At 72.4% G+C, this 12223-nt stretch carries 11 protein-coding genes; 5 read left to right on the top strand and 6 right to left on the bottom strand.

Annotated elements, in window-relative coordinates:
• Nucleotides 1-75: 75 nt before the first annotated feature.
• The 3 genes from SK069_RS19280 to SK069_RS19290 form a co-directional block, all read right to left on the bottom strand.
• Nucleotides 76-1302, bottom strand: coding sequence for an acetyl-CoA C-acetyltransferase (locus SK069_RS19280; RefSeq protein ID WP_319955895.1), 1227 nt, complete (start codon nt 1300-1302; stop codon nt 76-78).
• A 69-nt stretch (nt 1303-1371) separates the two neighbouring features.
• Nucleotides 1372-2565: an acetyl-CoA acetyltransferase gene (locus tag SK069_RS19285; protein ID WP_319955896.1), complete on the bottom strand. Its 1194-nt coding sequence runs from the start codon at nt 2563-2565 to the stop codon at nt 1372-1374.
• Nucleotides 2566-2575: 10 nt separating this feature from the next.
• Nucleotides 2576-3967: an OB-fold domain-containing protein gene (locus SK069_RS19290; RefSeq protein ID WP_319955897.1), complete on the bottom strand. Its 1392-nt coding sequence runs from the start codon at nt 3965-3967 to the stop codon at nt 2576-2578.
• Nucleotides 3968-4082: 115 nt separating this feature from the next.
• Here SK069_RS19290 and SK069_RS19295 point away from each other — a divergent pair, with 115 nt between their 5' ends.
• The 3 genes from SK069_RS19295 (at nt 4083) to SK069_RS19305 (ending at nt 8237) form a co-directional block, all read left to right on the top strand.
• The gene (locus SK069_RS19295; RefSeq protein WP_319955898.1) at nt 4083-4718 is read left to right on the top strand and encodes a TetR/AcrR family transcriptional regulator; all 636 of its coding nucleotides are present in this window, start codon (nt 4083-4085) and stop codon (nt 4716-4718) included.
• A 205-nt stretch (nt 4719-4923) separates the two neighbouring features.
• Nucleotides 4924-6162, top strand: coding sequence for a cytochrome P450 (locus SK069_RS19300; protein ID WP_319955899.1), 1239 nt, complete (start codon nt 4924-4926; stop codon nt 6160-6162).
• Between the two features lie 263 nt (nt 6163-6425).
• A complete protein-coding gene (locus SK069_RS19305; RefSeq protein WP_319955900.1) occupies nt 6426-8237 on the top strand; it encodes an AMP-dependent synthetase/ligase in 1812 nt (603 codons plus the stop codon).
• Nucleotides 8238-8390: 153 nt separating this feature from the next.
• Here the strand turns inward: SK069_RS19305 and SK069_RS19310 are convergent, their stop codons facing one another.
• From SK069_RS19310 to SK069_RS19320, 3 genes are read right to left on the bottom strand one after another with little or no spacing between them, the layout of a single operon-like run.
• Complete coding sequence (locus SK069_RS19310) at nt 8391-8693, bottom strand: hypothetical protein (RefSeq protein ID WP_319955901.1); 303 nt, start codon at nt 8691-8693, stop codon at nt 8391-8393.
• Nucleotides 8693-9292, bottom strand: a complete 600-nt coding sequence (locus tag SK069_RS19315) for an aromatic-ring-hydroxylating dioxygenase subunit beta (RefSeq protein WP_319955902.1) — start codon at nt 9290-9292, stop codon at nt 8693-8695. Before SK069_RS19315 ends, SK069_RS19310 begins: the two co-directional genes overlap by 1 nt.
• Nucleotides 9292-10563 (bottom strand): aromatic ring-hydroxylating oxygenase subunit alpha, encoded by a 1272-nt coding sequence (locus SK069_RS19320; protein WP_319955903.1) that lies wholly within the window; start codon nt 10561-10563, stop codon nt 9292-9294. Before SK069_RS19320 ends, SK069_RS19315 begins: the two co-directional genes overlap by 1 nt.
• A 183-nt stretch (nt 10564-10746) precedes the next feature.
• Here SK069_RS19320 and SK069_RS19325 point away from each other — a divergent pair, with 183 nt between their 5' ends.
• Both SK069_RS19325 and SK069_RS19330 read left to right on the top strand, forming a co-directional pair.
• On the top strand, nt 10747-11373 hold the full coding sequence (locus SK069_RS19325) for a TetR/AcrR family transcriptional regulator (RefSeq protein ID WP_319955904.1): 627 nt from the start codon (nt 10747-10749) through the stop codon (nt 11371-11373).
• Entirely contained in the window at nt 11370-11996 is a 627-nt protein-coding gene (locus tag SK069_RS19330; RefSeq protein WP_319955905.1) for a TetR/AcrR family transcriptional regulator, read from the top strand. Before SK069_RS19325 ends, SK069_RS19330 begins: the two co-directional genes overlap by 4 nt.
• Nucleotides 11997-12223: the final 227 nt, after the last annotated feature.

The raw sequence follows: 12223 nt of genomic DNA on the forward strand, positions 1-12223 counted from the left end.
GCCCGACAGGTTCCGCGCCGTACCCCGCGGCGGGGGTCCAGCCCGGAACCCGCAGGGCGGCGCGGTCCCTCGTCGTCAGGCGACGCGCTCGAACACGGCGGTCATGCCCTGACCGCCGCCGATGCACATCGTCTCGAGGCCGTAGCGCGCCTCGCGCCGGTCGAGCTCGCGCAGGAGCGTGGCGAGGATCCGGGTGCCCGTCGCGCCGACCGGGTGCCCGAGGGAGATCCCCGAGCCGTTGACGTTGAAGCGCTCGAAGTCCGCCTCGCCGAAGCCCCATGTCCGGGTGCACGCGAGCACCTGGGCCGCGAACGCCTCGTTGAGCTCGATGAGGTCGATGTCGGCGAGCGTCAGCCCGATCCGGTCCAGCGCCTTCTTCGTCGACGGCACCGGGCCGATGCCCATCGTGCGCGGCGGCACGCCGGCGACGGCCCACGAGACGAGGCGCGCGATCGGCCGCAGGCCGAGCTCCTCGGCCTTCTCCGGCGTCGTGACGATGCACGCCGAGGCGCCGTCGTTCTGGCCCGACGCGTTGCCGGCGGTCACCGTCGACGCCGGGTCGATCGCGCCGCGCACCGGGCGGAGCCTCGCCAGCGACTCCGGCGTCGTCTCCGGCCGCGGGTGCTCGTCGCGATCCACCACGACGGGGTCGCCCTTGCGCTGCGGCACGCTGACCGGCACGAGCTCGTCGGCGAAGCGCCCCTCCTCGTGGGCGGCGACCGCCTTCTGGTGGGAGCGCAGCGCGAGCCAGTCCTGCTCCTCGCGCGGGATCTCGTACTCCTCGCGGAGGTTCTCGGCGGTCTCGAGCATGCCGCCCGGGACCGGGAAGTCCCGGCCGCCGGCCGTGACCCGCGCGCGGGCGAGGCGGTCGTGCAGCTGGATGCCGTCGCCCTTGGCGCCCCAGCGCATCTGCGTCGAGTAGTGCTCGACGTTGCTCATCGACTCGGCGCCGCCGGCGATGACGACGTCGCTGGCCCCGGTCTGGACCTGCATCGCGGCGGTCACGACGCACTGGAGGCTCGACCCGCAGCGACGATCGATCTGCAGGCCGGGCGTCTCGATGCCGAGGCCGGCGTCGAGGGCGGCGACGCGCCCGATCGCCGGCGACTCGCCCGACGGGTAGCACTGGCCGAACAGGACGTCGTCGACCTGTCCCTCCTGGAGCCCTGCGCGGGAGACGAGCTCGCGGAGGACCACCGCGGCGAGGTCGGTCGCCGTGAGCGACCGGTAGGCGCCGCCGTACCGGCCGACCGGCGTGCGGAGCGGCTCGCAGATGACGGCGTGGCGCAGGGTGTCGGACATGAGGGCTCCGGGGTCGGTGACGTGACGGCGCGGGTCCAGCGCGCGACGGGGAGGGCGGGCGACCGCGGCTCAGCCGAGGTCGCGACCGACGATCGAGACGAACGAGACGCAGGTGCCCGGCCGGCCGCCGAGGTTGTGCGTGAGGCCGAGCTTCGGGTCCGCCAGCTGACGGTCGCCCGCCTCGCCGCGGAACTGCAGCCAGCACTCGAAGAGCATCCGCAGGCCGCTCGCGCCGACGGGGTGGCCGAACGACTTCAGGCCGCCGTCGGCGTTGACCGCGATCCGGCCGTCGAGGTCGAAGGCGCCGTCGAGCACGTCCTGCCACGCCCGTCCGCGCTCGGAGAACCCGAGGTCCTCCATCAGCACGATCTCCGTCGGCGTGAAGCAGTCGTGGACCTCCGCGACGTCGATCTGCGTGCGGGGGTCCTCGATGCCGGCCTGGCGGTAGGCGTCGGCACCGGTCCGCACGACCTCCTCGAACGACGTGTAGTCGTAGTCGGGGTCCATCGGGCCGTTCGCCGGCCCCGCGGCGAAGGCGAGCGCCTTCACGTAGATCGGGCGGTCGGTGTACTTGTGGGCGTCCTCGGCCCGGACGATGAGCGCGCAGGCGGCGCCGTCGGAGACGCCGGAGCAGTCGAAGACGCCGAGCCGGCCGGCGACGAGCGGGGAGGCGGCGATCTTCTCCTTCGGCACCTCCTTGCGGAACTGCGCCCGCGAGTTCTTCGCGCCGTTGACGTGGTTCTTCCACGCGACGTGGGTCATCGCGTCGCGCATCGCGTCCGGATCGACGTCGTAGCGCTCGCAGTAGGCCGGGTCCAGGAGCGAGAACGCGGCCGGGGCGGTGACCGTCATCTCCGGCGCGGTGCCGTCGCCGGCGACGTTCGAGCGCACGAGGCCGGAGTAGCCGGAGTCCTTGAGCTTCTCGACGCCGACCGCCATGACGACGTCGTAGGCGCCGGAGGCCACGGCGTAGCAGGCGTTGCGCACGGCCTCGGAGCCGGTCGCGCAGAAGTTCTCCACCCGCGTGACGGGCTTGTAGTCGAGGCTCAGCGGCTTCGACAGGACCATCCCGGACTGCCCCGAGCTCATGGTGCCCAGCCAGTAGGCGTCGACGTCGTCGGCGGTGATGCCCGGGGTCGAGGCGAAGCACTCCTGCACCGCGTCGACGAGGAGGTCGTCCGCCGAGCGGCCCCAGTGCTCGCCGAAGGGCGTGCAGCCCATGCCGACGATCGCGACCCGGTCCTTGATCCCGTTGCTGGCCATCGTGGTCCCCTCAGCCCTGCGCGTCGCCGGTGGTCACCGGTCGCGCCTTCCAGAAGTAGTTGTGGATGCCCTCGACGCTGTAGAGCCGGCGGAAGGTCGGCTGCACGCGCGTGCCGATCGCGATCTCGTCGGGACCGGCATCGGCCACCTCGAGCGTGTAGCGGCCGCCGCCGTCGAAGTCGACGACGACGGTGATCAGCGGCGGGGAGGGCGAGAAGGCCAGCCGATCGACGGTGAACGTCGCGACGGTCCCGTCGCGGTCGGCCAGCGGCGCCGGATCCATCTCGTCGACGGCGTGGCAGCGCTTGCAGACGCGGACCGGCGGCACGTGGACCATGCCGCAGGCGCGGCAGCGCGTGCCGACGAACGCGAACTTCCAGCCCTCCGAGCGCGCCGACGGCGGGGCGGCGGGCCGATCCGGCTCCGGACGGCGCGGCGGCTCGCGGTCCAGCAGCCCGCGCCACGTGAGGTACGTCGCGTAGCGCAGCGATCGGCCGCCCTGCAGCTGCGCGGCGAGCGCGACCGCCTGACGGCGAGCGGGCAGCGCGCCGGTCGTGCGCAGGACGAGCGCGTCGGCGCCGTCGGCGGCGACGAGGACCAGGATCGTCTCGTCCGCGCCGGCCCGATCGAGGACGTCGGCGAGCTTCAGGCCCGGGTCGGCCGCACCGGCGTAGCCCACGGCCGGCGTCGCGGCGGGCGTGCGGCCGGGGAACCGCTTGGCCAGCTGCGCGGCGGCCCGGGCGTGGGGCGAGGAGACGACGACGTGGTCGACCTCCTCGATCCCGGCGTCGGCGAGCGCGGCCCGCACGGCGGCGTCGGCGAGGGGCAGGTACTGCTCGACGCCGAAGCGCTCCTCCCAGCCGCGGCTGGCGAGCTCGCCCGGGGCGCGCCAGCGGTCGAGGAACTCGGCGGTCGCCGAGCCGCGGCCGATGAGCACCGCGAGGGCGTCGTCGGCCGGCCCGAAGCGGAACGCGGCGGCCGCGTCGGCGCCGTCGCGCTCGTCGGCGGAGCCCGGACGGCCGGTGCGCAGGTCGGAGAGGACCGCGAGACCGCCGTCCGCGGCCGCGGCCCGCAGGGCGCCGACGGCCGCCCGCGGCGCGCCCGCGACGTCGACGGCGAAGCCGTCGTGGCCCAGGCCGAGGGCCGCGTGGATGGCGGTGGCGTTCGTCTTGTCGGCGTAGGCGGGGCTGCTCGTGGCCAGCCAGATGGCGTCGAGCCCGGACGGATCGCCGGCCGCGCGCGCGGCCTCGACGCCCATCGTCGTGGCGTCCTCGTCGAAGCCCGCGACGAGGCGCCGGCCCCCGCCGCGACCCTTCCCGGTCAGGGCCTCGCCGATCTCGGCGTGGTCGAGCCGGAAGCGCGGCACGTACGTGCCGTAGGAGCGGATGCCGGTCGTGGTCACCGGGCGGCCTGAGCGTCGCGACGATTGCACATGGTGTCCAGACGGAACGTAGCAGGAGCCGCCGATCTGCCCCGGAGCGCCCGTTCCGGCCCGTCGGACCGGTACGGTTGGCGCCATGCCGTCGGTCACGCGCAAGCGCCAGGGAAGTCGCGCCGATCGGCGCGAGGAGATCCGCAAGAAGCTCCTGGCGGTGATCGAGCGGCTGCTCGAGGAGGGCGAGAGCTTCACCGAGATCAGCGTCGAGCGCATGGTCTCGGAGGCCGGCGTCTCCCGCTCGACGTTCTACGTGTACTTCGAGGACAAGGGCGACCTGCTCACGGCGTGGTTCGAGGAGATCCGCGCCGAGCTGACGGAGGCCGCGAAGGAGTGGTGGACGCTCGACGCCTCGGCCACGCGCGACGACGTCCAGCGGGTGCTCGACAACATCGTGCGCACGTACCAGCCTCACACGGTCCTCATGGCCGCCACGTACGACGCCGCCGCCTACGACGCGAACGTCCGCGAGCTCGTCACGGCGATGATGCGCAACAACGTCGCGGGCCTCCGCCGGCACATCGTCGCCGGCCAGAAGGGCGGCTTCGTCGCCGAGGGGCTGATCCCGACCCAGACCTCCGGCTGGCTCACCTGGATGGCCGAGCGCGGCTTCCACCAGCTCGTCCGTCGCGCCTCCCCCGCCGAGCTCGAGAAGCTCATCGAGGCGTACACCGACATCGTCTGGAACACGCTCTACGCGCCCGCCCGCCAGGGCTGAGCCGGGCGGGCACGCGCCCGCCCCCGAGCAGCACCCGCTCCGCCGGCGCCTCGCCGGCGGTTCGCGTTCCCGGTCCGCGCGGACGCCCGGCGCGCGTCGACGCGATCTCGCGCCCACCGGCCCGGGACGCTGATGTAGCCTGTTGCCACTGCGTCCGGACATGATGTCCGGACGCGCCGCAAGCATCCCGAGGAGGGCCCTCACCGTGACGCCATCGACCGCCGCCGAGGTCGATCTCTCGACCATCGACATCCTCGACCCGAAGTGGTTCGAGGACGGCCCTCCGCACGAGCTCTTCGCCCGCATGCGCGAGGAGGCCCCGGTCCGCCGCAACGCGACCGCCGAGCTCGGCGAGTTCTGGTCGCTGACGCGGGCCTCCGACATCGCTGCCGTCAGCAAGGACAGCAGCACGTTCTCCTCGGCCCAGGAGGGCGTGTTCACCGTGCGCGACCTCGTCGCGCCGCTCGAGCTGCAGCGGTCGGTCCTCCTCTACAAGGATCCGCCGGACCACACGAAGTACCGCAAGATCCTCCAGAGCGCCTTCGTCCCCGCGACGGTGAACAAGATGGAGGACGACGTCCGCGCGGTCGTGACCCGCGTGATCGACGACGTCATCGAGCAGGGCGAGTGCGACGCGGTCGGCGACCTCGCCGTCCGCATCCCGCTGATGGTGCTCGCCGACCTCATGGGCCTGCCGGACGAGGACGTCCCGCAGCTGCTGGAGTGGACGAACGCGATCGAGGACTCCGCGAACACGTACGAGCCCGCGCAGGCGGTCGACACGTTCATGGCGATGGCCGGGTACCTGCACGCGCAGGTCGAGCGCCAGATCGCGGAGGGCAACAACGACTCGCTCGTGATGCGCCTGCGCAACGCCGAGGTCGAGGGCGAGAAGCTCGACGACCCGGAGATCATGCTGTTCTTCGCGCTGCTCGTCTTCGCGGGCAACGACACGACGCGCAACACGACCTCGTCGGGGCTGCGAGCGCTGCTCGAGCACCCCGAGCAGCTCGAGAAGCTCCGCGCGAACCCGGAGCTCCTGCCGCAGGCGGTCGAGGAGCTGCTGCGGTGGACGTCGGTCGTGCAGTACTTCGTGCGCACCGCGACGAAGGACGCCGAGGTCGGCGGGCAGCAGATCGCGGAGGGCGACCGGCTGGTCATGTGGTACACCGCCGGCTCGCGCGACCCGGAGCGCTACGAGGACCCCGGCACGTTCGACATCGAGCGCCCCGAGCACGCGCACATGGCCTTCGGCGGGGGTGGTCGCCACTTCTGCCTCGGCGCCGGGCTCGCGCGGCTCGAGCTGCGGATCATCTTCGAGGAGGTGCTCCGGCGGCTGCAGGACATCGAGATCGCCGGGGAGCCCGAGCGCCGCGTCTCGCCGTGGGTCAACTCGCTGACCCGCCTGCCGATCCGCTTCACGCCCGGGACCCGCGAAGGCTGAGGTCTCGGCCGGCGTCCGCCGGCCGCGTGCCGCACGGGCCGCCCTCGGGGCGGCCCGTCGTCGTTCCGGGGCGAGCTCGCGCCGAGCTGGCGCATTCGGACAGATCGGGCGCGTTGGAATCCCCCGCGCGACGCCGTGGCCGTCTACACTGCCCAGACAGTGTGTCCGGGCAGTCTGCCCGGGGCAGGTCCCGGACTCGCCGGATACGCTAACGGACAGCGCGTCCACTATCGACGCCGTCGCGAGAACGAGGAGATCACCGCATGGCCACCACCGCCCCGTCCCCGTCGTCCGCCGTCGCGGCGCTGGCGAACGTCCGCTCCCTGGCCGAGGCGTTCCAGGCCACCGTGGCGGCCCACGGCGACGCCGTCGCCCTCCGCACGCCGGACGACGCCGTCTCGCTGACGTACCGGCAGTACGCCGAGCGCGTCGAGCGGATCGCCCGCGGTCTCCACGCGCTCGGCGTCCGCCGGGGCCAGACCGTCGGCATCCTCCTGACGAACCGCCCCGAGTTCCACCTCGTCGACACGGCGACCTTCCACCTGGGCGCGACGCCGTTCTCGATGTACAACACGCTCGCCCCCGAGCAGATCGCGCACCTCTACGAGAACGCCGGCTGCGACGTCCTCGTCACCGAGGTCGGCTTCCTGGACCGCGCGAAGGCCGCCGCGCAGGGCCGCGCGAACCCGACGACGATCGTCACCGTCGACGGCGCCGCCGAGGGCGCGATCACCCTCGAGCAGCTCGAGGAGCAGGGCGACCCGGACCTCGACTTCGAGGCGGCGTGGCGCGCCGTCGGCCCCGACGACGTCCTGACGCTCATCTACACCTCCGGCACGACGGGCCCGTCGAAGGGCGTCGAGCTGACGCACGCCAACATGCTGCACACGCTGCAGGCGATGGCGTCGGTCCTCTCGATCGAGCCGGGCGACACGATCACGTCGTACCTGCCCTCGGCGCACGCCGCCGATCGCTGGTCCTCGCACTACAACAACCTCGCGCTCGGGGTCCAGGTCACCTCGATCGCCGACATGAAGACGATCGCGGGCGTCCTGCCGGCGCTGCGCCCGACGCTCTGGGGCGGCGTGCCGCGCGTCCTCGAGAAGCTGAAGGCCGCCCTCGAGGCGGGGATCGCCGCCGAGCCCGACGAGCAGCGCCGGGCGGGGCTGCAGGGCGCGATCCAGATCGGGATCGAGAAGGTCCGCCTCGAGCAGGCGGGCCAGCCGGTGCCCGAGGAGCTCGCCGCCAAGCACGCCGCGATGGACGAGGCCGTCCTCTCGAAGCTGCGGGCGAAGCTCGGCCTCGACCGCACGAAGTGGATCGTCGTCGGCGCGGCCCCGCTCTCGCAGGACGTCGCCGAGTTCTTCCTGGCGATCGGCCTGCCGATCACCGAGGGCTACGGCATGTCCGAGTCGACGGTGCTCATCGCCTCCGCCGCGCCCGAGGAGTTCCGGATCGGGCGCGTGGGCAAGCCGATCCCCGGTGCCGAGGTGCGGATCGCCGACGACGGCGAGCTGCTCGTCCGCGGCCCGATCGTCATGAAGGGCTACCGCAACCAGCCCGGGAAGACCGCCGAGGCCGTCGACGGCGACGGCTGGCTGGCGACCGGCGACATCGCGAAGCTCGACGAGCAGGGCTACCTCGCGATCGTCGACCGCAAGAAGGAGATCATCATCAACGCCGCCGGCAAGAACATGTCGCCGGCGAACATCGAGCAGGTCGTCAAGGGCGCCAGCCCGCTGATCGGCCAGGTCGCGGTCATCGGCGACGGCCGGCGCTACAACGTCGCGCTGCTCGTCCTCGATCCGGACATCGCCGCGGTCCACGCGCAGAAGCACGGCCTGGAGCCGACGGTCGCCGCCGTCGCCGCCGATCCGGGCGTCCAGGCCCACATCGCCCAGGCGATCGAGCAGGCCAACGAGCGCCTGGCCCGCGTCGAGCAGATCAAGAAGTTCGAGCTGCTGACGGACGAGTGGCTGCCGGGCGGCGAGGAGCTCACCCCGACGATGAAGCTCAAGCGCAAGCCGATCGACGCGAAGTACGCCGGGACGATCGAGGCCCTCTACGCGGAGTAGCGCCGGGACCTCCGGGGGCGGCGAGACGCCGCCCCCGGACCCCGGAACGACCGAGGGCCCGGATCGTCGATCCGGGCCCTCGGTCGTTCGGGGCGCACCGCGGGTCCGAGGCCAGGGCCCGCCCGCGCGCCGCACGTGCTGCCGACGTCGGGCTCAGCCCGCGTCGAGACCCTCGGGCGAGTCGGGGACCTCGGGGAGGTCCGGCCGCTCGCGCCAGCGGTGGAAGGACGGGTCGAGGAACTTGTGCAGCGCCCCCTCGGGGAGCCACGCGAGCGTCTCGAGCTCGAGCGGATCGAGGTAGCCGACCTGGCCGGTCCGCAGGTCCTCGATCCGCAGCCGCGGGCCGTTGCCCCGGTGATCGACCACGAGCGAGACCGCCGCGAACTCGCTGACGAGCTCGACCGGCGTCGCGTCGCCCTCGCCCAGCGGGAGGGATCGCGCACGGGGCTGGGTCATCAGATGAGGAAGGCCAGGGTGTGCAGCGGCCGGTCGTTCGCCACGATCCGGACCTTCTTGAAGACGATCTCGAAGCTCTCGCCGCGCCGGCGCAGCTTGTAGTCGTAGCGGCCGACCCAGTGGACGATCCCGCGCTCGCGCGACTCGAACACGTGGAAGTTCGCGCCGACGAGCAGCAGGTCGGGGTCCTCCGGGTCCTCGCCGAGCAGCTCCACGTTGGAGATCGTGCGCCGCAGCGACGACGGCGGGATCTGCGAGTGACGCTTGCCCGTGTGGTACTGGCGGATGCGCAGCCGGATCCGCGAGCGGTTGTCGAAGATCACCGACATCGTCGTGGTCGGATCGATGTCGTCGTGGCCGGCCGGCACCCAGTAGACCCCGTCGTCGGCCCAGAGGGCCTCCCACGCGTCGTACTCGTGCTCGTCGGCCAGGCGCGCCTCGCGGTAGAGGAACTGCTCGACCCGGTGCAGCAGCTCGATGTCGAGCGGGCCGCCGGCGGCGTAGCCGCCGTGGCCGTCGCCGGCGACGAGGACCCGCTGGGACTCCTCGGTCGGGACGGCGTCGTCGGTCGCGGTGGCCGCGATCGGCTCGGGGGTCATCACGCGTCGGCCTCCATGAGCTCGCGGTAGTGGCGCCAGATCGCGCGCTGCGGGACCTCGTCGGTGGCGTCACCGACGGTGAAGCCGTCCTCGTCCAGGCGCTCGCGGTGCGTGCCGCGGGCGATGACGAGCCACTCGGGGTCCTTCGCGTGCACGCCGCGCTGGTTGCGCTCGTACATCTCGGTGTCGTCGGCGAGCAGCATGCCGGCGGGGCCGACGGAGCCGATCGTCTGCTGCAGCATCCGGCGGTTGATCTGCGGCTCGCCCTTGTACTGGATCGCCGTGACGTGCTGCACGGTCTTGTCCACCGCCACCGGCTGGATCACGAAGATCTGGATCTCCGCGATGAAGAGGTTCGGGAAGATCATGACGTGCGGGGCGCCGTCGATCATGATCTCGCGCGCCCGCTCCTTGCCCCGTGCCGCCTCGAGGTTGGCGACGTAGTCCGGCAGGCGGTCGGCGGTCGTGCCGAACCAGCTCATCGGCTCTGCCCGCTGGCGGAACTCCGGGCGCAGGTCGTTCTCGGTGTGCCCCTTGCCGAGGTCCCGGCAGACGGCGATCGACTTCTCGCCGTAGAGCTCGCCGATCTTCGAGTCGGCGACCGTGAAGATCGAGGAGTGGACGAACTGCGGGTGGTAGCCGTCGGTCTCGTTCTCGACGAGCATCTTCCAGTTCGCCTTGGCCTCGTGCTGCAGCCAGCCGGCGGAGAGCTGGATCTCGCCGCTCGGCGAGAGCTCCACGAGGCGGTCGATCGCCTCGGCCGCGGCGCCGAGGTGCTCCTCCAGCGTCTCGCCCTCCTCGGCGAACGAGCCGAAGACGAAGCCCTTGTAGGAGGCGACGCGGGCGACCCGGCCCAGGCCGAGCTCGCTCTTCTTCTCGCGACCGCCGTAGCCGGAGTTGAACGGGTAGCCCAGGAGCTTGCCGGTGTTGGAGAACGTCCACCCGTGGTACGGGCAGCGGAAGGCGCTCGAGTTGCCCTTCGCGACGTCGCAGACGAGGTTCGCGCGGTGCGTGCAGCGGTTCAGCAGGAGGTGGATCTCGCCCTGCTTGTCCCGGGTCATGATGATCGGCTGCGGGCCGATCGCCTTGACGACGTAGTCGTTGGGCTCGGGGACCTCGCTCTCGTGGCCCACGAAGACCCACGTGCGGTACCAGATGCGCTCCATCTCGAGGTCGAAGATGGAGGGATCGGTGTAGAGGGAACCGTGGACGCGATCGTGCTCGATCAGCGCGTCCCAGTCGACGGGGTCCGTCGGCACGGTGGTCGTCATCTGTCGCTTCCTCAGGGGTCCGGGAACTACGGTGGTCCACGAGTATCGCACAGCATGTCCAGACATTGTGGCCGTGGCCTCCGGCGCCGCACGCCGCACGCCGCCGCCGGTACTCGTGTCCGGACATGGTGCCCGGACACATGGACCTCGTCCAGCGGGTCGCTTAGGATCGAACGGTCCTCGATGGCCTCGATCACCCGCACCTCGCAGACCTCACGCGCCCGGCGCCGGATCGAGATCCGCCACCAGCTGCTCCAGGCCGTCGATCGCTGCCTGGAGTCGACGAGCTTCACCGAGCTCAGCGTCGAGCGGCTCGTGCGCGAGGCGGGGATCGCCCGGTCCACCTTCTACGTCTACTTCGAGGACAAGGAGGACCTCCTCGGCGCGCTCGCCGAGGACGTGATCGACGCGGTCATCGAGGCCGCGAGCTACTGGTGGCAGCTGCCCGCCGACGCCACGAAGGCCGACCTGCGCGAGGCGATGGAGCGGATCGCCGACACGTACCGCACGCACCGCGTGGTGATGGCCGCGGTCGTCGAGGCCACGGCGTACGACGCCCAGATCGCCGAGCAGCTGGGCGCGCTGGTGCAGCGCGCCCGCGATGCGGTCGCCGAGCACGTCCGCCACGGGCAGGAGCACGGCTACGTCGACCCGACCGTCGACCCCGAGCAGGCCGCCACGTGGCTTACGTGGATGACCGAGCGCGGCCTGCTGCAGCTCGTCTCCCCGGCGAGCGCGCAGGACACCGAGCTGCTCATGCGCTCGCTGACCGACGTCGTGTGGAACGTGCTCTACGCGGCGACGCGATGAGCGAGTCGGGCGACCGACGCGCACGCGTCGCGGAGCGGCTGCGGGAGACCGTCGAGCGGCTGCTGGACGCCGGCGAGTCGTACCCGTCGATCAGCATCGAGCGGCTCATGACCGAGTCGGACCTCTCGCGCTCGACCTTCTACGCCTACTTCAGCGACAAGTCCGACCTGCTGCAGGAGTGGTCCCGCGAGATCGCCGCGGCGACCCGGACGGCCGCCGCGACGTGGACGATGATGGACGGCCCGTTCGAGCGCGATGCGCTGCGCGACGCGCTGCGTCGCGTGATGCTCGCCTACCGCCCCCATGCCGCGCTCGCGGCCGCGGCCTACGACGCCACGGTCTACGACGAGCGGCTGCGCGTCGAGGTGACCGCGGTGATCGACTCGCACCGCAGCGCGGTCGCCGAGCACGTCCGGCGCGGCCAGCGCGAGGGCTGGGTCGACGCGACGCTCCTGCCCGACCAGACGGCCGCCTGGCTCGTCTGGATGGCCGAGCGCGTCTTCCATCAGCACCTCGCCCGCGTGACCGAGGAGGCGGAGGTCGACGCCCTCGTCGAGGGCTTCACCGACGTTGTGTGGAACGCCCTGCACGCACCGGTCGTGCGGATCGCCGCGACGACCTAGTCGTCCGACGCGGGCGCGGCACCGGCCGCGCGGGACCCGCATCCGCCGACGCGGTCGTCGTCCCGACCCGGGCACGAGCGCACGGGACGCGGTCGTCGGCGCCGGCCCCGGACGACGTCGGGGCGCCGACCGGCGCCCCGACACCACCCGACGACGGATCCCCAGGACTCAGTTCATCCCCAGCGGGCCGCGCGAGGCGCCGGCGAGGAACTGCTCCACGAACGCGT

This window comes from Patulibacter brassicae, assembly GCF_033949425.1.
Lineage (GTDB): Bacteria > Actinomycetota > Thermoleophilia > Solirubrobacterales > Solirubrobacteraceae > Patulibacter > Patulibacter brassicae.